The organism is Flavobacterium sp. LS1R10 (assembly GCF_003968825.1).
Taxonomy (GTDB): domain Bacteria; phylum Bacteroidota; class Bacteroidia; order Flavobacteriales; family Flavobacteriaceae; genus Flavobacterium.
Genome location: NZ_RYDH01000009.1, coordinates 49,025 through 74,030 on the forward strand (window position 1 = coordinate 49,025; position 25,006 = coordinate 74,030).

Annotated in this window: 21 protein-coding genes and 1 other RNA gene; 14 read left to right on the forward strand and 8 right to left on the reverse strand. The window is 33.2% G+C overall.

All coding sequences use genetic code 11. The features are described 5' to 3' along the window. Nucleotides 1-74: 74 nt before the first annotated feature. Nucleotides 75-239 (reverse strand): hypothetical protein, encoded by a 165-nt coding sequence (locus EKL96_RS13790; RefSeq protein ID WP_091170588.1) that lies wholly within the window; start codon nt 237-239, stop codon nt 75-77. A 250-nt stretch (nt 240-489) separates the two neighbouring features. Here EKL96_RS13790 and fumC point away from each other — a divergent pair, with 250 nt between their 5' ends. Further along, nucleotides 490-1,887 carry a class II fumarate hydratase gene (gene fumC, locus EKL96_RS13795; protein WP_126463367.1) on the forward strand — a complete coding sequence of 466 codons (1,398 nt, stop codon included), beginning with the start codon at nt 490-492 and terminating at the stop codon, nt 1,885-1,887. A 208-nt stretch (nt 1,888-2,095) separates the two neighbouring features. Here fumC and EKL96_RS13800 read toward each other — a convergent pair whose 3' ends face one another. Then, a complete protein-coding gene (locus EKL96_RS13800; protein ID WP_126463369.1) occupies nt 2,096-3,103 on the reverse strand; it encodes an LLM class flavin-dependent oxidoreductase in 1,008 nt (335 codons plus the stop codon). A 171-nt stretch (nt 3,104-3,274) separates the two neighbouring features. Then, nucleotides 3,275-4,477 (reverse strand): NAD(P)-dependent oxidoreductase, encoded by a 1,203-nt coding sequence (locus EKL96_RS13805; RefSeq protein ID WP_126463371.1) that lies wholly within the window; start codon nt 4,475-4,477, stop codon nt 3,275-3,277. Nucleotides 4,478-4,726: 249 nt separating this feature from the next. On the opposite strand from EKL96_RS13805, the gene EKL96_RS13810 reads away from it, so the two are divergent. The 7 genes from EKL96_RS13810 (at nt 4,727) to EKL96_RS13840 (ending at nt 14,039) form a co-directional block, all read left to right on the forward strand. Beyond that, nucleotides 4,727-5,926 carry a serine hydrolase domain-containing protein gene (locus tag EKL96_RS13810; protein WP_126463373.1) on the forward strand — a complete coding sequence of 400 codons (1,200 nt, stop codon included), beginning with the start codon at nt 4,727-4,729 and terminating at the stop codon, nt 5,924-5,926. A 106-nt stretch (nt 5,927-6,032) separates the two neighbouring features. Beyond that, nucleotides 6,033-6,429, forward strand: a transfer-messenger RNA (tmRNA) gene (gene ssrA, locus EKL96_RS13815). 594 nt (nt 6,430-7,023) lie between these two features. Then, a complete protein-coding gene (locus EKL96_RS13820; protein ID WP_126463375.1) occupies nt 7,024-7,608 on the forward strand; it encodes a DUF6088 family protein in 585 nt (194 codons plus the stop codon). Nucleotides 7,609-7,704: 96 nt separating this feature from the next. Beyond that, a complete protein-coding gene (locus EKL96_RS13825) occupies nt 7,705-8,550 on the forward strand; it encodes a nucleotidyl transferase AbiEii/AbiGii toxin family protein (protein WP_233579319.1) in 846 nt (281 codons plus the stop codon). Nucleotides 8,551-9,567: 1,017 nt separating this feature from the next. After that, on the forward strand, nt 9,568-10,395 hold the full coding sequence (locus EKL96_RS13830; RefSeq protein WP_199739627.1) for a phosphatase PAP2 family protein: 828 nt from the start codon (nt 9,568-9,570) through the stop codon (nt 10,393-10,395). Continuing rightward, the gene (gene eptA, locus EKL96_RS13835; protein ID WP_126463379.1) at nt 10,376-11,905 is read left to right on the forward strand and encodes a phosphoethanolamine--lipid A transferase EptA; all 1,530 of its coding nucleotides are present in this window, start codon (nt 10,376-10,378) and stop codon (nt 11,903-11,905) included. The genes EKL96_RS13830 and eptA overlap by 20 nt, the downstream gene beginning before the upstream one ends. 781 nt (nt 11,906-12,686) lie before the next feature. After that, nucleotides 12,687-14,039, forward strand: a complete 1,353-nt coding sequence (locus EKL96_RS13840) for a DEAD/DEAH box helicase (RefSeq protein WP_126463381.1) — start codon at nt 12,687-12,689, stop codon at nt 14,037-14,039. A gap of 147 nt (nt 14,040-14,186) precedes the next feature. On the opposite strand, the gene EKL96_RS13845 is transcribed toward EKL96_RS13840, so the two are convergent. Further along, on the reverse strand, nt 14,187-15,299 hold the full coding sequence (locus EKL96_RS13845; RefSeq protein WP_126463383.1) for a lactonase family protein: 1,113 nt from the start codon (nt 15,297-15,299) through the stop codon (nt 14,187-14,189). Nucleotides 15,300-15,481: 182 nt separating this feature from the next. Here EKL96_RS13845 and EKL96_RS13850 point away from each other — a divergent pair, with 182 nt between their 5' ends. The 4 genes from EKL96_RS13850 (at nt 15,482) to EKL96_RS13865 (ending at nt 19,772) form a co-directional block, all read left to right on the forward strand. Further along, complete coding sequence (locus tag EKL96_RS13850; protein ID WP_126463384.1) at nt 15,482-17,410, forward strand: BatA domain-containing protein; 1,929 nt, start codon at nt 15,482-15,484, stop codon at nt 17,408-17,410. Nucleotides 17,411-17,521: 111 nt separating this feature from the next. Then, nucleotides 17,522-18,775, forward strand: coding sequence for a dihydroorotase (locus tag EKL96_RS13855; protein ID WP_126463386.1), 1,254 nt, complete (start codon nt 17,522-17,524; stop codon nt 18,773-18,775). 4 nt (nt 18,776-18,779) lie between these two features. Continuing rightward, nucleotides 18,780-19,118 (forward strand): hypothetical protein, encoded by a 339-nt coding sequence (locus tag EKL96_RS13860; protein ID WP_126455457.1) that lies wholly within the window; start codon nt 18,780-18,782, stop codon nt 19,116-19,118. 3 nt (nt 19,119-19,121) lie between these two features. Then, nucleotides 19,122-19,772, forward strand: coding sequence for an alpha/beta hydrolase (locus tag EKL96_RS13865; protein ID WP_126463388.1), 651 nt, complete (start codon nt 19,122-19,124; stop codon nt 19,770-19,772). Between the two features lie 51 nt (nt 19,773-19,823). Here the strand turns inward: EKL96_RS13865 and EKL96_RS13870 are convergent, their stop codons facing one another. Further along, nucleotides 19,824-20,324: a hypothetical protein gene (locus EKL96_RS13870; RefSeq protein WP_126463390.1), complete on the reverse strand. Its 501-nt coding sequence runs from the start codon at nt 20,322-20,324 to the stop codon at nt 19,824-19,826. An 11-nt stretch (nt 20,325-20,335) separates the two neighbouring features. Continuing rightward, nucleotides 20,336-21,100 (reverse strand): MBL fold metallo-hydrolase, encoded by a 765-nt coding sequence (locus tag EKL96_RS13875; RefSeq protein ID WP_126463392.1) that lies wholly within the window; start codon nt 21,098-21,100, stop codon nt 20,336-20,338. Between the two features lie 94 nt (nt 21,101-21,194). On the opposite strand from EKL96_RS13875, the gene EKL96_RS13880 reads away from it, so the two are divergent. Beyond that, the gene (locus EKL96_RS13880) at nt 21,195-22,658 is read left to right on the forward strand and encodes a TonB-dependent receptor (protein WP_126463394.1); all 1,464 of its coding nucleotides are present in this window, start codon (nt 21,195-21,197) and stop codon (nt 22,656-22,658) included. A 144-nt stretch (nt 22,659-22,802) separates the two neighbouring features. On the opposite strand, the gene bcp is transcribed toward EKL96_RS13880, so the two are convergent. Continuing rightward, a complete protein-coding gene (bcp, locus tag EKL96_RS13885; protein ID WP_126463396.1) occupies nt 22,803-23,255 on the reverse strand; it encodes a thioredoxin-dependent thiol peroxidase in 453 nt (150 codons plus the stop codon). A 77-nt stretch (nt 23,256-23,332) separates the two neighbouring features. Between bcp and EKL96_RS13890 the strand changes: the two genes are divergently transcribed. Next, a complete protein-coding gene (locus EKL96_RS13890) occupies nt 23,333-23,983 on the forward strand; it encodes an endonuclease III domain-containing protein (protein WP_126463398.1) in 651 nt (216 codons plus the stop codon). Nucleotides 23,984-24,270: 287 nt separating this feature from the next. On the opposite strand, the gene EKL96_RS13895 is transcribed toward EKL96_RS13890, so the two are convergent. Next, nucleotides 24,271-24,855 carry an RNA polymerase sigma factor gene (locus EKL96_RS13895; protein WP_126463400.1) on the reverse strand — a complete coding sequence of 195 codons (585 nt, stop codon included), beginning with the start codon at nt 24,853-24,855 and terminating at the stop codon, nt 24,271-24,273. Nucleotides 24,856-25,006 lie beyond the last annotated feature (151 nt).

Genomic DNA, 25,006 nt, shown 5'->3' on the forward strand with positions numbered 1-25,006 from the left:
CTAATAAAATTGAAAAGTAAAAGCATAAAAAAAGGACTCCTTTTCAGAAGTCCTTTTTTTATTTAACAAACAGATTATACTGATTGTTCTTTCTTTGCTTTTCTTTCTTTATACATTTCCCATAAAGCACCGCCAATCCAATATTGAACGAAACCTACAAGAAAAAACATTAACCAAAATCCTATAGTAAGGATGGTTAAGAAAAGTAAAAAGCCTAAATACTGTGAAAATTCAAACATGTTTTCCGGAATTTTTGAATGTAGCCACAAATGTAAGTTTAATTCCTTTTCGTACCAATAAAAAACCATAAAAACTATCAATCAATTTTTATAAAAAAGGAATTATCCGTATTTTTGAACTCAGAATTTGGAGCTATTTCCCGCTGTACGCTCCAATCTTTTCTTTTTGAAAATAAAAAGAAAAGGATTTCCGTTGCCATCGGGGCTAAAAACGTAATAAACAACATAATTATTTTTAAATAACAACAAAATGAAATTCAGAATAGAAAAAGACACCATGGGTGAAGTGCAGGTTCCCGCTGACAAATACTGGGGTGCACAAACAGAACGTTCCAGGAACAACTTCAAAATAGGCCCATCAGCTTCCATGCCAAAAGAAATCGTGGAAGGTTTTGCATATCTTAAAAAAGCAGCGGCGTATGCCAATTGTGATTTAGGAGTTTTACCAGTCGAAAAAAGAGATGCCATTGCTGCGGTTTGTGATGAAATTCTAGCCGGAAAACTAGATGATGAATTCCCATTGGTAATTTGGCAAACGGGTTCTGGTACACAAAGTAATATGAACGTGAACGAAGTAGTTGCCAATCGTGCTCAAGTTCTCAAAGGATTCAACATTGGCGAAGGCGAACAATTCATCAAAGCCAATGATGATGTAAATAAATCCCAATCTTCAAATGACACCTTCCCTACCGGAATGCACATTGCAGCCTACAAAGCAGTAGTTGAAGTTACTATTCCCGGAGTTGAAAAATTAAGAGACACGCTTCATGCCAAAGCAGTTGAATTTAATACAGTAGTCAAAATAGGTCGGACACATTTAATGGATGCTACGCCACTAACATTAGGTCAGGAAATTTCAGGATATGTAGCACAATTGAACTACGGTTTGAAAGCGGTTAAAAATACATTGGCACACTTATCCGAAGTAGCTTTAGGAGGAACAGCCGTAGGAACAGGATTGAATACTCCTGATGGATACGATGTAAAAGTTGCCGAATACATCGCTGAATTTACCGGACATCCATTTGTAACTGCCGAAAATAAATTTGAAGCACTTGCCGCGCACGATGCCATTGTAGAAACGCACGGTGCCTTAAAACAACTAGCCGTTTCATTGAATAAAATTGCCAATGACGTCCGTATGCTGGCTTCTGGACCACGTTCCGGAATTGGAGAAATCCTTATTCCTGAAAATGAGCCGGGATCTTCCATCATGCCAGGAAAAGTAAACCCAACACAATGTGAAGCATTGACAATGGTTTGCGCACAAGTGATGGGTAATGATGTTGCCATCTCTGTGGGAGGAATGCAAGGTCATTATGAATTAAATGTTTTCAAACCTTTGATGGCTGCAAATTTCTTGCAATCAGCCAGATTACTTGGTGATGCTTGTATGTCTTTTGACGAACATTGTGCACAAGGAATTGCACCTAACTACAAACGTATTCAAGAATTAGTTGACAACTCATTGATGTTAGTTACGGCTTTGAATACTAAAATTGGGTATTACAAATCAGCTGAAATTGCACAAACTGCACATAAAAACGGAACAACTCTCAAAGAAGAAGCTGTTCGTCTAGGCTACGTAACTCCAGAAGATTTTGATGCTTGGGTTAAACCCGAAGATATGGTGGGAAGCCTTAAATAATTAATTATCAATGTTGAATTTTTAATTATTAAGCTGTAAATTAGAAACCCTGCAATGTAACGTTGCAGGGTTTCTTTGTATGTATTTATATTTTAAATAGCAAAATTTAAAAATTGATCTTTACTTACATGGCTTATCTGATTATTTTTTTTCATCATATAAGTCAATTAAGTTTCTTTATGCTTTGAGAAAGAATGTCTTATAGTTTTTATTTCTTATTAATTGTATCCATAACTTCTTTCATGATTCGAATGCTTTTCAATTTGTCTTCATGATCAAAAATTGGGCTTGTAATCATCAATTCATCAATTTGCGTATATTCGATAAATTGTTTCAATTCTGTTTCTAATTTCTTTTTGCTTCCTACAAACGAACAAGCAGTCATTTGATTCACATGAAAATGTTCTTCTTCACGCATAATCCCATCTAGCGAATCAACAGGCGGTTGCAATTGTTTTCTATCATTCCGAATCAAGTTCAAAAACATTTGAGTCAAACTGGTTGATAATTTTTCCGCTTCTTCATCCGTATCAGCAGCTATGGCGTTTACACAAGCCATAGTTTTGGGTGCTTCTAAAAATTGGGAAGGTTTGAAATTTTCTCGATAAAACTCAAATGCCTGATGCATTAGTTTTGGCGCAAAATGACCGGCAAAGGCATACGGCAAACCATTGGCAGCAGCCAAAGCAGCACTATCCATACTGGAACCTAAAATCCAAATGGGAACATTCGTTCCTTCGGCTGGAAAAGCACGCACTTTGGCTATAGCATTATCTTTAGAGAAAAATTCTTGCAGTGCGGCAACATTTTGAGGAAATCGCTGCGATTGCTCAAAGAAATCTTTCCGAATCGCTTGTGCGGTTAATCCATCTGTTCCCGGCGCTCTTCCTAATCCTAAATCAATCCTGTTGGGGAACAATATTTCTAAGGTTCCAAACTGTTCCGCTATAATTAACGGAGCATGATTGGGTAACATTATACCCCCAGAACCCACTCGGATATTCTGAGTCTGGCTGGCAATATAACCAATCAGAACAACCGTTGCTGTACTGGCTACATTAGCCATATTATGATGTTCGGCTAGCCAAAAACGGTCGTACTCTAAACTGTCTGCCAGTTGCGCCAGTGCTGTTGTTTTTTTAAATGTTTCGTTTGCATCGCTATCTTGAGTAATTAATGCTAACTCTAATATGGAAATTGGAATCTTTTTAGTCATTATAAATTTCTGATTTTATACAAAAATAATCATTTTCGGTCGAGCCAAAAATTGTCTGGTGTTAATTGATTTATAATATTATAAAACCAAAAAAAAACATGTCTAAAAACTTTTAATAAAAAAAACCGGCAACGTTGTATTCAGGGCTTTTGGATTCATAAGAAAAAAGATTTATTTTCCATCAACATAATTTTGTAAATAACTAAATCGTGGAGTCAGTTTTCCGTTTTCAGTTATTTTGGCTCTTTGCAAAATTCCATCTTTATCTCCATTGAAAAATGCAGGAATTACATGTTCCATGAACATTTCTCCAAATCCCTCACTGGCATCTTTAGGCAATTCACACGGCAAATTATCAACTGCCATAACCACAATTGCCGCAGGATGAAACACATCCACTTCTTTATCTTCATTTGGCACATACCCATAGAGAGGTTCAGCAATTGTTGATGATCTGAGGGTGCAGGCTATTGGCCCATTCACATCACAAGAAACATCTGCCACTACTTTGATCTTGCAATCATTGGATTGAAGCATTTCTCGGGTCAAAATCACCGGAGCCTCATTGGCATGAAAATGTCCTGTTATATAGATATCAGACACTTTTGTAAATCTTTCGAAATCAGAAACATATTCTTTTGGATTGTGATAAAAATCAGTAAAATCTAAAACCTGCCCGTCTTTTCTTTTGTTATATTCTAAGACATCTATTTGAGTATAAACAGGCTGCGAATAGTTTTTAGTTAAATAATTCTCCACCGAAACTTCCTTTATTTTTATAGCATCCAAAATTTCTTTGGCTCCGTTTCCCACTTTTCCTGTTCCTGTAATAACAAATTTTAAAGGCGGTAATACTAATCGTTTTAAATGAGCTATTAAGGCTTCTTTACCGGATAATGTTTCTGCTTTTGGCAATTTGAACAATTCGAATTTTATTCCAAAAGCACGAATACTGTTGTATGCCCCTACTATCCCTGCATAACGACCAAAACCAATTAACCTGCGATTGTTAGCATCTACAATTGTTTCATAATCGTACAAATCGATATTTTTTTCTAAAACAGCCTGCAATAATTTTTTGTTATAGGGCTGTTCTTTTATGGTATGCGAAAAAAAGAAATAGGTTTTGTTAGGAATCAAATTTTCTACCGGTACTTCTTTTACCCCAAACAAAACATCACAATCACTGATATCATCAGTCAATTCGATGCCTTGATTTTCATATTGAGAGTCGGTAAAAACTCTAATATCAGAGTATTCTACCTTTACCATACACTCTTGATACTGTTGTTTCAGCTTTGTTAATTCATTAGGTGAGAAAACAACTCTTCTGTCCGGCGGATTTTTCCGTTCTTTTAAAATTCCAAATTTCATACGTTTTGAATGCTTTTGACTTAGTTTAATATAACTTTATATCGTTTATTTGTTACAAATATAACAATTTAAACGAATTTGAATTTATTTTAAAATTAAAATCTGCAGGCAGTACACTCCTAGTCACTGAAGTACAAAATGATACAAAAATGAGTACCCTGTCTACTGATAAAATAGTGTTAAGGTTTAGAAAAAATAACAAACAAAAAGGCTTTGATTCTATATATTTGCCTTTCCAGCACCACAGAAATGAATTTTATAAAAAAAACAAAGATACTACATATATACCTCCTCTTTTTGATTTTGAGCTCCTGCGCCAAGGAGAAAAAGAAAGTTGAATTAAGTGATGCCCAACTTCCAAAGAGTACATTGCCTAAAATGAAGCCGTTAACAAACCTAGAGCCCAAACTTACCGCGGAATATGTCGATTCAAAAAGAAAAGAAATAGACTCTTTTTACAAAAAAAATTGGCCCAATAACAGCGCAAATGGAAGTTTTCTGGTTGCTAAAAACGGTCAAATTATTTATGAAAAATATGAAGGGTATGCAAATTTCAAAGATAAAACAGTCATTACTAAATCTACGCCGCTGCACATTGCATCTGTCAGCAAGGTTATTACGGCAACGGCTATTTTAAAATTAGTAAACGCAAAAAGAATCGAATTGGATCAAAAGGTAAATACAATCCTGAAGGAATTTCCTTATCCCGAAATTACGATAAAAACATTATTGAATCACAGAAGCGGCATGCGTAATTACGCCTATTTTACAGATCGAGACAAAACGATATGGGACCGACACAACATACTTTCCAATCAAGACATACTGACGATCATGGTTACAAAAGACATTGGTTTAGAATTCAAAACTAATACCCGTTTTAGTTACTGCAATACCAATTATGCCATGTTAGCACTAATAATTGAAAAAATCACAAAACTTCCCTATAAAGAGGCTATGAAACAAATTATTTTCAAGCCACTTAATATGAAAAATACGTATGTTTTTGATTATGAAAGAGATAAAGATACTGCCGTTACATCCTACAAAGGAAACAAAGTCGAGATAGGAAAAGATTACCTGGATGCCGTTTATGGAGATAAAAATATCTATTCTACACCACGTGATTTATTAAAGTTTGACAGAGCCAGAAATAGCGCTGCTTTTTTAACACCTGAACTACAAAGTCAGGTATATAAAGGCTACAGTAATGAACGCAAAGGAACAAAAAATTATGGTTTGGGGATTCGAATGGTCAATTGGGAAACGGGACAAAATTTTTATTTCCACAACGGCTGGTGGCATGGAAATACTTCAGCCTATATTACTTTGAGAAAAGAAGGAGTTACTATTATAGCACTTTCTAATAAATTTACACGAAAAACGTATAATGTACGAAAATTAGCTGTCTTATTTGGCGACTATCCATTCAAATTAAGAGATGAATAAAAAAAAGAATGATTTTAGAATAGTGATACTAGATTTGCAATAGTAATCCCAATAAAAAGTGTAAATTTGCAAACTTAAAATTCAGGATTGGAATTTTAAACAAAAAGGGGTCGACTGGTTTTGACAGCAAGTCGAATTGATAAGTAAGCACGTCGAGCATTGAGACCTTGCTCGTAAATATAAGATCTTACCATTTTACACGGCGAAAATAACTACGCTTTAGCTGCATAATCCGAATTATAGTACGATTAAGCCACGTTCCTATCAGATAGGAAAGCTGGATTCTCCTTGAAAGCCTTGGTTTGTGGCGTTCAGTTTAGGAGAACCGTAAAAATAAACCTAGATTTCCATGAGCTTCGGGTGGATTTCAAAATTAAGAAGATAAGTATCGTGTGGCTGTTTCTGGCCTAGCACAGTATCGAAAACTCAATCAGAAAATAAACGCGTAGAAAGCTTTTTAGTTGCTTGTTTGGACCCGAGTTCGATTCTCGGCGACTCCACTGGATGGGATGATTGAAAAATCATCCCTTTTTTTATTATATAAAAACAAACCTTTTTCCTTCATTAATAGGTGATTACGAGACAATAAATCAATCATTATAGGTGTTCGATAGAATACCATCCTGATAGTATAAGTCGCTGTCGAACACCAGCTTTACAAATTCTCTCTTTTGGGTAATATTAGCTCGATTATATATTGATTTTAAATCAACAAGTAAATCCAAGTTTTTTTGTAAAATTGTAAGTGTATGTTTATCTACTTGGCTTAGACGAGCAATAGAATTTTTGCAAGATGTGATTGCAGTACTACACTTAACGCTGAATTGTTGTATGGTCAACCTGAACTCCCCTCATTTTCATTATTTCCTCAACATCACGATAGCTTAACTTAAATCAAAGTTTGAAATATACAGCTTGAAGAATAATAGATTGTGGATAGCAGTGACCTTTGATATTCATGGATCGAATGATTTAAAAGCCCTAAAGATAAAAAATTATTTTAGATTAGACAGAACTAAATAGAGTTATGTAAAACATATTGCATGAATTTTCAATAAAAATATATGCAATTAAATAATATTTATTAACTTTGTAACATGAATAAATTACAAGAATTAAAAAAACATTTAAAACGAGGAAAAGTATACCGTAGGGCTGATTTGTCCAAATGGTCAAAATCCGTTGACCGCCATTTAGATGAGTTGGTGCAGGAAGGCACTTTGCAAAAACTGTCACAAGGCTTATACTATTATCCCGAAGTAACAGTCTTTGGAGAAACACCTCCAGAAGAAGAAGTATTGGTGCGCTCTTTTCTCAAAGACAAACGTTTTTTGATAACTTCCTTAAATGCTTATAATTCTTTGGGAGTAGGAACCACTCAGTTATACAACAGCAAAACGGTTTATAACCACAAACGTCATGGCGATTTCAACCTCGGCGGTATGACATTTTCATTTAGGGTAAAACCTCACTTCCCATTAAAAGCCACCCCAGAATTTTTATTGGTAGACCTGTTAAACAATCTCGACCAATTAGCTGAAGACCCAAAAGAAGTAGTGTCAAAAGTGAGATTGAAAGCAAAAACAATGGATGCTAAAAAACTAAAAAAATCACTTCAGGAGTACGGCAGTGTTAAAGCAAAAAAATTGTTGGAACCTGTTATAACAGCACAATATGTCTGATTACTTACACAACCATAAAAACTTCCGTGATCTGCTCCGTATTGTAGGAGCAGAATTAATATCGAACCTGGACTTATCGAAAAAGACTATTGGATTATGCATGTGTTGTTCGGGCTAAAACAGGAAGGGTTTCAATTCGAACTCAAAGGAGGTACTTCTCTATCTAAAGGGTATGGAATCATACACCGTTTCTCCGAAGACATCGCCCTCCATATCAAACCACCGGCTGAAATGGAAATAAATGAAAACCCAAACAACAATAAGCCCCGGAATATTCAAAAAAGAAAAGATTTTTATGATGGATTGGCAGATGAAATAAAAATAAACGGAATCATAGCAGTAAAAAGAGATGAAACATTTGACGACCTAAAGCAATACCGCAGTGGAGGCATACGATTACATTATGAGAGTATAATGGAAACAATTGAAGGAGTTAAAGAAGGAATTTTACTGGAAGTTGGATTTGACACGGTAACACCAAACAACCCTCTAACAATATCGTCTTGGGCATACGAAAAAGCAATACAGCAAAAAGTAGACATAATTGACAATCGGGCTGTAGATATTGCCTGCTATCACATTGGGTACACTTTTGTCGAAAAACTACAAACAATTGCAACCAAATTTAGGCAGGAGCAGGAAGATAAAATAGAAAGACAAAATTTGATGCGCCAGTACTACGATGTCTATAGTCTGTTACAAGATAATACAGTAAAATCATTCATAGGCACAAAAGAATATCAGAAACACAAAGAAGCTCGTTTTCCTCCCAAAGACTATGAAATACCCATTGCTGATAATGAAGCTTTTTTATTGAAGAATTTAGAACTTAGAGAGCGATTTATAGAACGATATAAAAAAACAGCTAAACTGTATTACAAAGGCCAACCTGACTTTGACGAACTACTTGTTGAAATCGGTAAATGGGTTGAGAAATTGTAGTTTTCTAAATTAAGCCATGCTCTTGAATAATTTTAAATCTAAATATTTCATTATATTTGCTATGGATGGATTCGAAAATTTTCGAGTCAAAATTGAGGAGCAAAAGCAAGACCCTAGGATAATAAAAGTTATTAAAACGTAACAATATCAACCGGTTAGAAATGGAATACAAATCCCTCTTTCTCCGCAAAAGAAAAACCTAATTTTTTTTCATATTTTTATATATACTTTTTTCTATTACTCTAATCTCTAAAGTGTTCGACTGTGAAAAAGAGTTCGACAGTCGAACTCTAACGGTTCTTTTAAACACAACTTTTTATCTTTAAAAAACTTAGAATTATTGAAAAACGTTAAAAACAGTTAGGTAAATATTTTAAACCTAAAAAATAATCATTGAATTAAAAAAAATCAAATCACTTAAAATCAAATGATTACATTACAATTTTAAGCTGTCAAAAAAAGTTAATATAGGAATTAGGTGTTCGATTGTAGTCCCATCGACTCCACTTTAAAAAAATCGTAATAAGCTATATTTTAAGCTTTTACGATTTTTTTATTTTACTATTTCCCAACAAAATAAATTAAAATTTATTTACAATAGAATACAATCCTATTTTTTGTTTTTAACTTGTAAATTCCATTCCTGATTCATAGAAGCGTTTCACAGAAAACATTGTTATATGGCTTTGCATATCCCTCTTTTATCAAAATTTCGTTTAAAACTCTACCAATCATTTAGAATTAGATAGCCAAGTTTGCTTTATTGCAACCTAAATAGTTACAGATAGGATAATTCACTCCGCAATTAGGTTCGAACATAAGGGTGAATCGATGCATAAAAAAATGAAAAATAATTAGAAAAAAACATCTAATTTTGATCCCAGAAAATATCATTAAAAAAGTGGTACAGTTTCACCGGAATACTTATTAAGTGGTTCGTTAACCGAATAAGGTGTCATAAATGTATGTGAGTTTTAAATAAATTTGTTCATCTAAATCTGAAAACATAAAATTATAATGAATGTAAAAGTTATTAATAATTACGCCAAACTAAAAACAACTTTGTTTTTTTTACCGCTTATATTGTTATTGGTTATTCTTATATTTCTTTTCAGCCAAGATTCTTTAACTACTTTTAAGTATGTACAAATTCAAAAGGACTACTTTTTATATATTAACCATTATTTAGGTCAATATCCAAATTTAGAATACAATCTTACCCAATTAGGCGATGCCTCTGTTTTTTTGTCATTTTTAATTATTTTCATCGTGTATGCACCTAAAATATGGGAGGCAATATTAACAGCTTCATTGGCTTCCCTCCTATTTTCTTGCCTCTTAAAAAACTTGTTCTTAGTACCTCGACCTGCTCAAATTTTTGACAATCATAGTTTTATCATTGTAGGAAAAACAGCTATCGGATTTAGTAGTTTGCCTTCTGGGCATTCCATTACAGTTTTTACTATACTCACCGTTTTGTTGTTTGCATTTATGACTGAAAAGTTAAACTATAAAATCTTATGGGTCTTTTCTGTTGTATTTACAGGATTGATTATTGTGTTTTCCAGAGTGGGTGTTGGAGCACATCATCCGCTAGACGTCATTATAGGCAGTATTATAGGATATATTTCGGGTCTTATTGGTATTTTTGCCAGCCGAAAATATAAAATATGGAATTGGGTGAATAATAAAAAATACTATCCAATTTTTATTCTGTTGATTGTGATCTGCGGTATTTCATTCATCATCAAAATAAATCGAGAAAGTTTCATCATATTTGATTTGGCGTTAATTAGTTTAATTGTTTCACTTTATAAAATCATTCATGTATACGTTAAAAAATAATTTAAAATTAACTCGTTTTGTCTTATTGATGAGTTTTCTTAATTTTATATTCTTTCATTATCCGTTTTTTAAATTTGTGTTTAATAACGTTGAATATAAAAACTTGAACGGAATGTTTTTAATTCTTAGTTTGATGATTCTAATGTTAGTGCTAAATGCTTTCGTTTTTTTTCTGCTTTTTTTCCTGTCGCGTTATGTTGGGAAATTTCTTTTAGTGTTGTTCTTTATAATAAATTCAGTTGCCGTTTACTTCGTTAATACCTATAGTGTTATCATTGACGAAAGTATGATAGGCAATATACTTAATACCAATTATGACGAGTCTAGCAGTTTTTTTTCATTCAAATTAGTTGTATACTTACTTTTTCTGGGCATAATCCCTAGTATTTATATCATCAAAGTTAAAGTCATAAATGTTACAATAAAAAGATTTTTTGTCCTGATCTCATTGACTTTATTATTTATTTTAGGTTTAGTAATTGCCAATTCAAGTAATGTTTTGTGGATTGATAAAAATTCAAAAACTTTGGGCGGACTTGCAATGCCTTGGTCTTATACTGTAAATATTTCACTTTTTTATGCACATGAATCCAAAAAAAATGAAAAAGAAATTTTATTACCAAATGCAACAATAAAAGATAATCAAAAATCAGTTGTAGTTTTAGTTATTGGCGAATCTGCAAGAAGTCAAAATTTTTCTTTGTATGGATACAACAAAAACACAAATCCCCTACTCTCTAAAACTAATAATGTATTTCATTTTAATGCAAAATCGGATGCAACCTATACCACTGCAGGTGTGAAAAGTATTTTAGAACATAAAAAGACCGATGATTTGTATGAAATTTTGCCCAATTATTTGCATCGAAATAATGTTGAGGTTATTTGGAGAACAACAAATTGGGGAGAGCCACCAATTCATATAAAAAATTATCAAAACAGAGCATTTCTAATGCCAAATTGCAAAGGCGATGGCTGTAATTATGATGAAGTACTTTTGAGCGGATTAAAGGAACAAATTTTAGCCAGTAAAAAGAATAAAATATTAATCGTTTTACATACAAGTACAAGTCATGGACCTACATACAGCAAGAAATATCCTTCTGAATTTGAGACTTTTAAACCCGTTTGCAAAAGCGTTGAATTAGCTAATTGTTCTCAAACAGAACTAATCAATGCTTACGACAATACCATTGTGTATACCGATTATATATTAGCCAATATAATTAAAGATTTAAAGCAATTGACTGCCTATAAAAGTACTATGATTTTTGTGTCTGACCATGGTGAATCTTTGGGAGAAAAAAACCTATACATGCATGGTTTACCTTTGAGTATTGCACCAAAAGAACAATATGAAATCCCTTTTATAGTTTGGTATTCTGATAACAGTTCAAAACATTTAAAACCTAATGAGATGTTGTCTCAAAACCATGTATTTCACAGTGTTTTAAATTTTTTAAATATTCAAAGTCCTATTTATAACGAAGAATTGAACATTTTTAAATAAGTAAAACTTCGTATCTCTTTTAGTAAAAACATTTTTAACCCTTGGAATTCAGTGCTTTTTATTCACAAACTATTTAAAATGATTACTTTCAAGAAATCGATCATTTGATTTATATTGTCAATATAGTAGTGACCAAAAGAGCATTACCGTTTTTCGGTTTCTGGCGTTGCGAGTTTTTAAGTCCTGCTTGACTATTTTCTGCTTGAAGTATAATCTTAATTAACCTGGATTTGTTGATTTGTAAAAGTATATTTGCTATTCTTTCCATATCTTGGTTGAGACACTATTTATCATCAACCGTCAATTCATTGCTAATTTAATTATAAAACTTCGAGGTCGGTATCTAACTAACCGCATATTATTTCTTTATGACAAATATTATTTGCCTTTACCATCCTTTTGATATAAATTATTAAATATTGTGCATCTAAGTAATGACTAAAATTTAATGTCGTATTTTAATAAAGCACTAAATTTCTTTACCACAGATTTCACAGATTAGCACAGATTAATTCGTTATGTAATTTTAAAAATATTTTTAATCCTTACAATCTGTGGCAAAAACTCTTTTTAATAATTGCGACAATATATCTTTCTTGCTACTTATCAAATAAATACACTAACAACAAACATATTTATCACGTATAATCTGTTGAATTTAATATAATTTGCTTGAAAAATTAAATGGAAAACTGGTGATTTTAATGCGTTTGATTTGTGATATTTATCATTTTTAGAGCATTACTTTCAAAAAGACTATATTTGCAAAAAATTTAAGCAAATGACTACTTTTGAGCAATTCAATCTTCCTAAATCCGTACAAAAAGCGATAGATGATTTAGGGTTTACAACTCCTACTCCTATTCAAGAAAAAACATTTTCTGTGATAATGTCAGGAAGAGATATGATGGGAATCGCTCAAACCGGTACTGGTAAAACATTTGCTTACCTTTTGCCTTTGTTGAAACTATATAAATTTACTCCCGGGCATACCCCAAAAATAGTGCTCCTGGTTCCTACTCGTGAACTTGTTGTACAAGTTGCGGAAGAAATTGAGAAATTGACAAAATACATGTCGGTTCGTACTATTGGAATCTTTGGAGGTGTCAATATCAATACCCAAAAGAAAGCAGTGTATGCAGGTTGCGACATACTAGTGGGAACTCCAGGAAGAATCATGGATTTAACGCTGGATAATGTGATTCGTTTTGAAGAAATGCAAAAGCTGGTAATAGATGAGTTTGATGAAATGCTGAATTTAGGTTTCCGTACCCAATTGACCTCTATATTGGCCATGATGCCTAAAAAACGTCAAAACATTCTGTTTTCAGCAACTATGACAGATGAAGTAGATGCGATTTTGAATGATTATTTTGATTATCCTCAAGAAGTTACGCTTTCGGCATCAGGAACACCTCTGGAAAACATCAAACAAATATCCTATCAGGTTCCTAATTTTAATACTAAAATAAACCTTTTAAAACACTTATTGCAAAACAACGAAGACATGAGCCGTGTGCTGGTGTTTGTCAATAATAAGAAAATTTCTGATATGGTTCACGAACGAATCGAGGAGGATTTTGAAGGTCAGTTTGGAGTAATTCACTCGAATAAATCACAAAATTATCGTTTGAGTACGATGGCTTCGTTCCAAGAAGGAAATTTACGTGGTTTGATTACTACTGACATCATGGCCAGAGGTTTGGATATTTCTAATATTACCCACGTTATCAATTTTGAAATGCCTGAATTACCTGAACTATATATGCACAGAATTGGTCGAACCGGTCGTGCAGATGCTACAGGAACCGCTATAAGTCTTATCGCACCTCGCGAAGAAGAATTTAAAGTAGAGATTGAAGTGCTGATGAATATGGAATTAGCTATTGAACCTTTCCCAGAAACCGTAGAAATTTCATCAAAATTAATTGAACCTGAAAAAGAGAGACAACCGATCAAGTTTATGATGAAAAAACAAAAACTTGACGGAGATGGCGCTTTTCAAGAGAAAAGTAAAAAGAATAAAAAAGTCAATTTAGGCGGCCCTGGTGTAACTAAGAAAAAAACACATGGTTCTGTAAATAGGAATATGCTAAAAACCAGAGACAAAAAGAGAAAAGACAAGAACAAATAGTGATCAGTATTCCGTGTTCAGTGTTCATTTTCTAAATCCTGATTTTTTTCTGAACATCGGGGTCTAAAGATAAAAACAAAAATAAATAGTAAAAAGTGTTGAAAAATAATTTTCGTTTTTCAACACTTTTTTTGTGAGTTTTTAATTTTAATTCTTAGTAAAAACCAAGCAAACCGGAGAACACAAAACAATTTTTTTACCAGTATCAGCAAGCAATCCAGTCTTTTTATTTCTTTTAAAAATCACTACATCATTGGTATATTGATGTGCTACCACAAGAAAATTTCCCGTTGGGTCAATGGTGAAATTTCGAGGTCCTTTTCCTAAACTACTGGTTTGCCCTTTCAATAGTAATTTTCCGTTTTTTAGAAGTTCAAAAATGGTGATATTATTTGCTTCACCGCGATTAGAGGCATATAAAAACTTACCGTCAGGTGAAATATGGATATCCGCAGCACTAAATGATCCTTTGAAATCTTTGGCTAAAATAATCGTTTCATCAATCTTTGTCAATGTTCCGTTAGAATAACTAAATACTGTTAGCGCGCCGTCCAGTTCCTGTAATAAATAAACAAATTTACCATCTTTGCTAAAGGTTAAATGTCTGGGTCCACTCCCGGATTTCACTGAAATGCTGTCTTTTAATTCTAAAACAGTGTGTTCAGCATTAGGATTATAAGCGTATGAATATACTTTGTCATTCCCTAAATCGTTAGACAAAACAAACTTTTTATCTGGAGAAAAATGAACCATGTGTACGTGCGGACCTTCTTGTCTTTGTGTATTAGTTCCTTTTCCATAATGTTGAATAACTTGCTTCGCTTCAGCTAGACTTCCGTCGTTATTTTTAGCAAAAACGGAAATATTTCCCCCGGAATAATTAGCAACAATTACATTTTTATCGTCATTGATTATGTAACAAGGATCCGCACCCTTGGAGCTTTGCTTGTTGATTAAGTCTAATTTTCCTCTTGCTGGATTATAGCTAAAAGAACTCACCGTACTTTTAGTCCCATTTTCGTTTACGGAATACACAAAATTATTATTTTTTGAAACCGTTAAATAACTGGGATTTATAACCTTTTCAGTCGCATTTTTAAAACTGAAATCGCCTGTGTTTGAATCAAAATCATATACATAAATTCCTTTACTGTCACAACTTTGGGTATAGGTTCCTATTAGTAAATTCAATTTGTTTTTTTGTGCATGAACACTTGTAAAAAGGAAGATTAATAGAAGAACCGCAAACGGCTTTTTCATGTTTTTAAAATTTATTAGAAAGCTAAAATACACATTATATTCCTAATGAATGTCAATAGTTTATTCCTTTGAAAAATTATAACAACTTCATCTAAAACTGTCAACAAATTTGTATTTTTGACTCCTGAAATTCAATGAACACCGTTGAAAACAAAATACAGTAAAGTAAACTCAACCTCAGAATGCATTTTAAACATCCCGAAATTTTATACTTTCTGTTCTTGTTGATTGTTCCAATTTTGGTTCATTTGTTTCAATTACGCCATTTCAAAAAAGAATATTTCACCAATGTTCGGTTCTTAAAAGCACTTTCAATTCAAACCAGAAAAAGCTCTAAAATCAAAAAATGGTTGCTTCTCGCCTGTCGTTTATTACTTCTAACTTGCCTTATTTTCGCATTTTCGCAACCTTTTTTCGAGTCCCAAGACAGCAAAAATGCCACCAATGAATTGTATATTATTTTGGACAATTCTTTTAGCATGCAAGCCAAAGGCAAAAAAGGGGAATTATTAAAAAGAGCGGTTCAGGAATTACTTGAAGAAACTCCGGAAAATGTAAATTTTTCTTTAATTACCAATTCCGAAAATTATTGGAACACGGATATAAAGTCTGTTCGTAGTGCTTTACAAAATCTAAAATACAGCCCAACTCCGTTCCAATTAGACAATATAATGGCAAAAATAAAAGCGCATAAATCAGCTTTTAATAAAGATATCGTCATCATTACGGATGCGGTAGGTCTTGATGAAAAACAACTGAAAAATAGTGATGCAACTGATTCTCCTTCATTTATAATTCCAAAAGCAGAACAAAAAAACAATGTTTTTATTGACAGCGTATTCATCCATAAAACAGTAGAAAATTTTTATGAAATTAGTGTCCAAATATCCAGTTATGGCAAGAATTTCAACCCGATTCCAATTTCTCTATACAATGAAAACAAGCTTATTGCTAAAACGATAACAACTTTAGACACAAAGAAAAAAAACCTCAGTTTCACGATTCCTAAACAATCCTTTCATGGTTATTTTTCTATAGTTGACGATGGTTTATCTTATGACAACACGTTTTTTTTCAGTATTTCAAAAACGAAGAAAACCAACATTATCAGCATTGGAGAACTAGCGAAAAGCAACTTCCTTTCCAGAATTTATACCAGTGAAGAATTCAATTATAACAATTATACCTTAAGCACCTTAGACTATAATAAACTGGAAGAACAAGACGCAATTATTCTTAATGAATTGGATGAAATTCCGCAAGCTTTGGCAACCACGTTGAACTCTTTTGTAGAAAAAGGTGGCAATTTAATTGTAATTCCTTCGGCGATAAGTTCCATTACCAATATAAATTCTTTTTTGTCGAATTTTGGAAACCTCAAATTTAGTTCTTTAGAAAACAGAGAAAAACTGATTACTAAAATCAACTTCAATCATCCTATATTCCATAGTGTTTTTGAAAATAAAGTGACTAATTTTCAATATCCAAAGACAAAAAAATCTTTTGTAATATCCAGTTCCTCTCCTGCTGCTTTGTCTTATGAAGACCAAAGCGTTTTCTTGACATCGATAGCAAATTCGGTTTCAGCAGTTAGTTTTTTTGCTGCTCCTATTAACATCCAAAATTCAAATTTTCAGCAATCTCCATTAATTGTACCTACATTTTACAAGATGGCGATGCACAATCAAAACAACGGAGTAAATGCTTTGATAATTGGTAATAACAACCCGCATTTTATAGAAGCATCGCTAAACAAAGGCGCTATTTTAACGGCAAAAGGCTTAGACGAACAATTTATTCCTATCCAACAAATTCTGAATAATAAAGTCAAAATGACTTTCAATGATTATCCGATACAAGCAGGGAATTTCAGCATTTACAATACAAAAGAGTGGATTGAAAACATTAGTTTCAATTACAACCGAACCGAAAGTGATTTGGCTTCAGCCAATGAGACTATTCTTTCTGACTATAAAACAATCGAATCAATACCATCGTTCTTTGACACTTTACAAACTGACAGAACTGATAATCAAATTTGGAAATGGTTTGTTATCTTTGCACTGTTATTTCTAATAACCGAAATGGCAATTATACGATTCGTAAAGTAAATAACGAAGTTCAATACTTAAAAATCAATATAAAATGAGCATGAATGTACTTTAGTCATAAAAGTCAATGCAAATTTCATATTCAATCAAAAAAACAAATAGTATCTACATATGAAATTAATCCTCAGAGACGCCAAAATTATCGATTCGAAAAGTCCCTTTCATAATAAGACTGCAGATATTTTAATTGTTGATGGTTTTATACAAAAAATTGGAACCTGGCTCCCAAATCTGGATAAAGCAGAAGAAATACAACTTGATAATTTACATGTCTCCCAAGGCTGGTTTGATAGTAGCGTTTCGCTCGGGGAGCCTGGTTATGAAGACCGTGAAACCATAGCAAACGGACTTACCGTAGCTGCCAAAAGTGGTTTCACGGCAATCGCATTACAACCCAACTCCTTTCCTATTATTGACAATCAATCCCAAGTCAATTTTGTTTTGAACAAAGCACAAGGATTTGCAACTCAACTGTATCCTATCGGCGCTTTGAGCAAAGAAAGTGCAGGAAAAGACATGGCTGAATTATATGATATGAAAAAAGCGGGAGCCGTTGCTTTTGGAGATTATAATAAAAGTTTAGATAATGCTAATTTGCTAAAAATAGCCTTACAATACGTTCAGGATTTTGATGGATTGATTCTTGCTTTTTCCCAAGACGAAAATATAAAAGGAAATGGAGTGGCCAATGAAGGCATAGTTTCGACCCGACTGGGTTTAAAAGGAATTCCAAATCTTGCCGAAGAAATACAAATTGCACGGAATTTATTTCTGTTAGAATATACTGGGGGAAAACTTCATATTCCAACTATTTCAACTAAAAAATCAGTACAATTAATCAAAGAGGCTAAGGCCAATGGACTGCAGGTAACCTGCAGTGTTGCTGTGCATCATTTAGTTCTAACTGATGAAAAACTGGAAGGTTTTGATACCCGTTATAAAATTTCTCCACCGCTTAGAACTGAAACCGATAGGAAAGCATTACTGAAAGGAATAAAAGACGGAACGATCGATATGATTACATCCGACCATAATCCGATGGATATTGAGCACAAAAAAATGGAATTTGATGGAGCCAAGAATGGAACTATTGGTCTGGAAAGTGCTTTTGGAGCTTTGATGACTGTTTTGCCATTAGAAACCGTAATAGAAAAACTCACTTCAGGAAAAACAACTTTTGGCATCGAAACAGCATCAATTAATCAAGGTTCAAAAGCAAATATTACCTTATTTAATCCGGAACCAAAAAGCATTTTTACAAAATCATCCATTTTATCCAAATCTAAAAACACTGCTTTTTTAGGAACTGAACTAAGAGGTAAAGTGTACGGAATTGTGAATCAAGGAAAATTAATTTTAGCATAAAAAAATGAATACTATTAATAATAATAATTCAGAGTCAGGAAAGACAGCCGCAATCACCAGTTATATTTTAGGAATTGGCGTATTTATTGCCATGTCTATGAACTCCGAGGACAAAAATGAATTTGCTTCATTTCACATCCGTCAAGGACTGGGACTTACTTTAACATTCATATCACTGGGATTAATCATCAGCAATTTTGACAGCCTAATGATTTCGGCTCCCATGTGGATTTTCGTATTTGTTTTATGGTCTTACGGTATTACCAGTGCTATAAAAGGAGAAACAAAACCGGTTCCATTATTGGGAACGTATTATCAAAAATGGTTATCAAACATCTCATAATCCATGAATTTATCTTTAGAATATAAAATACGAGAGCCTAAAATAAAATTAGACGAAAATCCACTTTTACTTTTATTGCACGGATACGGCAGCAATGAAGACGATTTATTTTCATTTGCAACCGAGCTTCCTGATGAATATTATATTGTTTCAGCACGTGCGCCTTATAACATGCAATACGGTGCATATGCATGGTATGCAATCAATTTTGATGCGGATCAAAATAAATTTTCGGATCACGATCAAGCCAAAGTTTCAAGAGATTTAATTGCCGGATTTATTGATGAATTAATTCAAACCTACCCCATAAATGCTGAGAAAGTCACATTGATTGGCTTCAGCCAAGGATCTATATTGAGTTATGCAGTTGCACTTTCGTACCCTGAAAAGGTTCAAAAAGTAGTTGCGATGAGCGGGTACTTAAATTTAGAAATTGTCACTGAGGATTACCTAAAAAACAACTTTCATACCCTGAAAATATTTGCTTCACATGGAACAGTGGATCAAGTAATTCCAGTTGAATGGGCTAGAAAAACACCAGCAATAGTAGAAAATTTAGGGATAAATATAACCTACAAAGAATATCCTATAGGTCATGGAGTTGCTCCACAGAATTTTTATGACTTCAAAAACTGGATTTTAGAGAATGAATAAATAATATTTGTGCCGTATTCAGGTCTTTATAAACGGAATACGGCACCTTAATTATTTTTGGTACAACAACGATTGATTGACCTCAAAAGAAATACTTTTATCTTCATTGACAAAATATTCCAACAAAACTTCACCCCAAATTTCACCATCACTATAATCAGCAATAATCCATCTGTGGTTTAGTATTTTGACTTTGTTAATAATAAATTTATTTGTGCTAATTTGATCTTGACCCGTATACGGATTTCCCTTTGGGTTGGCGTTCAAATCCAATAATTTTTCAGTGACGAAAGGAATCAATTTCTCGTATTGAATTGTTTTGTTAGCGCTTGTAGTATCAAAATAATTTTGAGCATTCTCATTTTTTTCCAAAGAAAAATAGTTGGCATCCACTAATTGATTCGAAACCAAACTCAGACTGTCTCTTAATTTTTTAGTGGTTTTTTCATATCTAGTTTGCTCAAATACTACTTGTTTACTCAAAAACATATACGTAAAAACAGTAGAAAGCACAGCCAGAATAGTAAGGTACAGGAATAATGAATTTTTCATTTTAAATATAATTAAATTTTAATTTCTAGATTATCATAGGCGAGATAAACATGCTCGGGGAGATTTTTTTGAACCTCCTCGTGATACCCCATGATATGACTAATATGTGTAAGATAGGCTTTTTCTGGTTGGACCAAAGCTATAAAATCCAACGCTTCTTTTAAATTGAAATGCGTTTCATGAGACTCTTCCCGTAAAGCATTTACAACCAATACCTTTAGATTTTTTAACTTGACTATTTCACTTTTTTCAATAGTTTTCACATCCGTTAAGTAGGCAAAATCATCAATTCGATACCCAAAAACCTGAAGATTTCCATGCATGACACTGATGGGGACAACCGTTTTGTTGCCAATGGCAAATGACTGGTTGTTGACAACTTCAATAGTTGTAACAGAAGGCGCACCGGGATATTTATTGACCGTTTCAAAAACATAATCGAAACGTCTTTTTAGATTAGTTATAACCCGTTGATGTGCATAAATTGGAATTTCTCCTTGTTTGAAATTAAAAGGCCGAATATCATCGATTCCTGCGGTATGATCCGCATGTTCATGAGTAAATAAAATACCATCTACTTTCTGGCAATTTGACGCAAGCATTTGCTGTCTGAAATCAGGTCCGCAATCAATTACAAAAGAATAATTCTCCCAAGAAATCCATACAGAGACGCGCAGTCTTTTATCTTTAGAATCAGAGCTTTTACAAACAGGATGATTACTACCAATAACAGGAATGCCTTGTGATGTACCAGTTCCTAAAAAATATACCGTCAACTTTCTTTATTTTATTTGCAAAAATAGGGTTAATTCCCTTTCATTAGAAACCTATTTAACTAACTTTACAAAATATTAGCCATATTAAAAGAAAATGGATACAGAAATAAAATTAAAAGGTGATAAAATCATCGAACAAATCCCTTCAGTCAAAGATAAAGCACTTCGTATCAATTTGAACGAAAATATCTATGGAACTTTTGCAGAAATTGGCGCTGGACAGGAAACTGTAAGACATTTTTTTAGATCTGGTGGATCGTCAGGTACAATTGCAAAAGCAATGTCAGCCTATGACAAAGACTTTAGCGATGCCGTTTATGGAATTGAAGAGGACGGTCGTTATGTGACCGAAAGTCGACTCAAAAAAATGCTTTCTCATGAAGTAAATCTAATAGAAAAAAGGCTAAGCAGAGAAAAACATCCTAATAAAATGTTTTTTAGCTATGCGAATACCGTAGCCACTATTGACTTTGCCAAACAATTCAAAGGACATGGCTGGGTCGGTATTAGTTATCAAATTGAGCCGGATGAGGATTATAATGAAATTATTCTTCACATTCGATTTAAAGAAACTGATGTGCGTTTGCAACAGGAAACATTAGGTATTCTGGGCGTAAACTTAATTTACGGAGCGTATTACAAATACAACGACCCCAAACGTCTCTTGCGTTATTTGTATGACCATTTAGACAAAGATCAATTAGAAATAGACACTATAAATTTCTCAGGTCCGCGTTTTGCTGATGTTGACAATCGTTTGATGAGTTTACAATTAGTCAAAAATGGAATGACTGATGCCGTTATGTTTAATCCTGATGGAATAAACATACTTCCTGCTGCTATATTATACAAGAAAAACATCCTTGCTTTTAGGGGTAGTTTTCGTCCCGTTACAAAAGTCAACATGGACATGTATGAGAAATCATTAAAAATGTTTTTAAATGAGAACAAGGTCAGTCCGGAAAACACATTAGTGATTTTTGAAATTACATTATCCAACCTACGATCTGATGGAGAAATCGATGAAAGAGATTTTATGGATCGAGCTGAATTACTCTGTTCACTTGGACAAACCGTAATGATTTCAAATTTTCAGGAATATTACAAGGTAGTGGAGTATTTTGCGAATTATACCAAAGCCAGAATGGGATTAGCCATGGGTGTGAATAATTTAATAGATATTTTTGACGAGAAATATTACCGTCATTTAAGTGGCGGAATTCTGGAAGCTTTCGGGAAATTATTCTACCGCGACATGAAAGTATTCTTGTATCCAATGATTGGGGAAAATGGAGAAATAATCACCTCCGAAAATTTAAAAGTACACCCAAGAATGAAAGAACTCTATAAATTCTTTAAATTCAACGGAAAAGTAGTTGATATAGATGATTATGACCCCTCTATTTTAGAGGTGTTCTCTCGTGAAGTTTTAAATATGATTAATAATGGAAAGCCCGGTTGGGAAACAATGCTTCCCCCTGGTATTGCAGAAATAATTAAGGAACACAGACTTTTTGGATTTGATCCTAATAAAGTTTTGAAGGAAATCAATTCGTGAATCAGTAGTCAAATTTTGAGTTAAATTAAAAACAAAGTCCAGAGCTGGGGTCGATTAAAACCGCAGATCTGGACTTTGTTTATTATTAAAAGTTGGTTTGCATTTATATTTGCAAATGCAATAAAGGATGACACCACGGAATCATTATTTTAGTATCTGAGCAGCATGCACTTTGGTTTTTACAGCCGAGATAACCTCATCAATAATCCCGTTTTCATCAATTACAAAAGTAGTCCTGTGGATCCCGTCATACTCTTTTCCCATAAATTTCTTGGGACCCCAAACCCCAAAAGCCTGTATCACTGATTTGTCTTCATCTGCAAGTAATGGAAAAGGAAAGTTATACTTTTCCTTAAACTTGGCCTGTGCTTTTTGAACATCGGCACTAACGCCCAGAAGAGCATAATTGTTTGCTTCAAATCGCTCGAAATTATCTCTTAAGTCACAAGCCTCGGCTGTACATCCTGGCGTATTTGCTTTTGGATAAAAGAAAATTACTAATTTTTTACCTGCATAATCTGTTAATTGATGTAATTTTCCATCTTGATCCAGACCTGAAAAATCAGGTGCTTTATCTCCTTTTTTTAATGTTGTCATTATTTTTATTGATTTGAATTTGAATTTTGCTAATGCCGCCGAAATTGTTTTTCTTTACCAATCAAATTTAATAAATAATGAATAAACAGGAACGTGTAATTTTTGTTATAAATACGTTAAAAAAACTATATCCTACGATTCCAATTCCCTTGGATCATAAAGACCCGTATACGTTGCTGATTGCCGTTTTATTATCCGCACAATGTACGGATATTCAAGTAAATAAAATCACTCCTTTACTTTTTGCAAAAGCAGATAATCCGTTTGATATGATCAAAATGTCTGTCGAAGAAATTAAGGAAATCATTCGGCCTTGTGGCTTATCGCCAATGAAATCAAAAGGAATTCATGGTTTATCCCATATATTAATTGACAAACATGGCGGAAAAGTACCTCAGAGTTTTGAATTTCTGGAAGAATTACCCGCGGTAGGACATAAAACGGCCAGTGTTGTGATGTCCCAAGCTTTTGGAGTTCCAGCCTTTCCGGTTGACACACACATTCATCGCTTGATGTACCGATGGAATTTAACCAATGGGAAAAACGTAGTTCAAACAGAGAAAGATGCTAAACGCCTTTTTCCCGAAGCAATTTGGAATGACCTGCATCTTCAAATTATTTGGTACGGAAGAGAATATTCTCCGGCTCGTGGCTGGGATTTAGATCAGGATATTATTACTAAAACTATTGGCCGAAAAATGGTTATTGATACATATTATAAAAAATAAAGCATGCTAAAAAACCGCTGCTTCCAAATGGAATAAGCGGTTTTCTAGTCTTTTACAATCCAAATAAAATAGGAAAGCTGCTATTTCTTGGTCAATTCGATATAATTTCGAAATTTTTATTGTCTATTTTCAGTATGCTTAACGCCTTAGAATAGCTTAATAAAAAAGAAATTGTTTCTTTACTGGGTTTCATTGTTTGAGAAACTAATGATTTTTTTGAGTAAGTTTTTGCCATAGAGTAATACAAATTTGTTTTCTATTACAACGCAGCAAGTTTCAGTATATTGTCAATTAGTCAAAACAATTTGGTGTTTATCAATCACTTTTCTCAAATTCATCAAAGCGTAACGCATTCTCCCTAAGGCGGTATTGATACTCACTCCTGTTGTCTCTGAAATTTCCTTAAAACTCATATCCTGGTACATTCGCATCACCAAAACTTCTTTTTGATCAGCAGGAAGTTCTTCTATTAGTTTTTTTAAATCCATTTCGACTTGTTCCGATATTATTTTGTTTTCTATGGTCAACGAATCATCGGACATAATTGAGAAAATGGAAAACTCTTCCGTTTCTCTGAACATGGGCATTTTTTTAGTTTTTCGGTAATGATCAACAACCAGATTATGGGAAATACGCATTACCCAAGGTAAAAATTTACCTTCTTCATTATACGAATTTGATTTTAAAGTTTTTATTACTTTGATAAAAGTATCCTGAAAAATGTCTTTGGTAATATCTCTATCCGGAATTTTAGAATATATAAAACCAAAAATTTTTGATTCATGCCTTTTTATCAATTTAGCTAAGGCATCCTCATTACCTGAGATGTATTCCTTTACCAATAATGCGTCAGGGAGTTGTATATTAACCATAATTATACTTTTTAGTTTTTAATTAAAATTGGAGAGTTTTCTCTAAAAAGTAGTTTTGTATATAGGCTAAAGAGTTTTTAGGTTTATTAAAGTTTTCAAATTTAACCAATTATTATTTTAAGATCCAAGTAAAATTAATATAAATTAACAG

Coding starts and splice junctions, on each gene's coding strand:
- EKL96_RS13895 (WP_126463400.1), bottom strand. CDS start 24,855: ATGGTTAATATACAACTCCCTGACGCATTATTGGTAAAGGAATACATC.
- EKL96_RS13860 (WP_126455457.1), top strand. CDS start 18,780: ATGAATACTATTAATAATAATAATTCAGAGTCAGGAAAGACAGCCGCA.
- EKL96_RS13830 (WP_199739627.1), top strand. CDS start 9,568: ATGAATGTAAAAGTTATTAATAATTACGCCAAACTAAAAACAACTTTG.
- EKL96_RS13800 (WP_126463369.1), bottom strand. CDS start 3,103: ATGACTAAAAAGATTCCAATTTCCATATTAGAGTTAGCATTAATTACT.
- fumC (WP_126463367.1), top strand. CDS start 490: ATGAAATTCAGAATAGAAAAAGACACCATGGGTGAAGTGCAGGTTCCC.
- EKL96_RS13890 (WP_126463398.1), top strand. CDS start 23,333: ATGAATAAACAGGAACGTGTAATTTTTGTTATAAATACGTTAAAAAAA.
- EKL96_RS13845 (WP_126463383.1), bottom strand. CDS start 15,299: ATGAAAAAGCCGTTTGCGGTTCTTCTATTAATCTTCCTTTTTACAAGT.
- EKL96_RS13870 (WP_126463390.1), bottom strand. CDS start 20,324: ATGAAAAATTCATTATTCCTGTACCTTACTATTCTGGCTGTGCTTTCT.
- bcp (WP_126463396.1), bottom strand. CDS start 23,255: ATGACAACATTAAAAAAAGGAGATAAAGCACCTGATTTTTCAGGTCTG.
- EKL96_RS13840 (WP_126463381.1), top strand. CDS start 12,687: ATGACTACTTTTGAGCAATTCAATCTTCCTAAATCCGTACAAAAAGCG.
- EKL96_RS13810 (WP_126463373.1), top strand. CDS start 4,727: ATGAATTTTATAAAAAAAACAAAGATACTACATATATACCTCCTCTTT.
- EKL96_RS13880 (WP_126463394.1), top strand. CDS start 21,195: ATGGATACAGAAATAAAATTAAAAGGTGATAAAATCATCGAACAAATC.
- EKL96_RS13805 (WP_126463371.1), bottom strand. CDS start 4,477: ATGAAATTTGGAATTTTAAAAGAACGGAAAAATCCGCCGGACAGAAGA.
- EKL96_RS13850 (WP_126463384.1), top strand. CDS start 15,482: ATGCATTTTAAACATCCCGAAATTTTATACTTTCTGTTCTTGTTGATT.
- EKL96_RS13855 (WP_126463386.1), top strand. CDS start 17,522: ATGAAATTAATCCTCAGAGACGCCAAAATTATCGATTCGAAAAGTCCC.
- EKL96_RS13820 (WP_126463375.1), top strand. CDS start 7,024: ATGAATAAATTACAAGAATTAAAAAAACATTTAAAACGAGGAAAAGTA.
- EKL96_RS13865 (WP_126463388.1), top strand. CDS start 19,122: ATGAATTTATCTTTAGAATATAAAATACGAGAGCCTAAAATAAAATTA.
- EKL96_RS13825 (WP_233579319.1), top strand. CDS start 7,705: ATGCATGTGTTGTTCGGGCTAAAACAGGAAGGGTTTCAATTCGAACTC.
- EKL96_RS13790 (WP_091170588.1), bottom strand. CDS start 239: ATGTTTGAATTTTCACAGTATTTAGGCTTTTTACTTTTCTTAACCATC.
- eptA (WP_126463379.1), top strand. CDS start 10,376: ATGTATACGTTAAAAAATAATTTAAAATTAACTCGTTTTGTCTTATTG.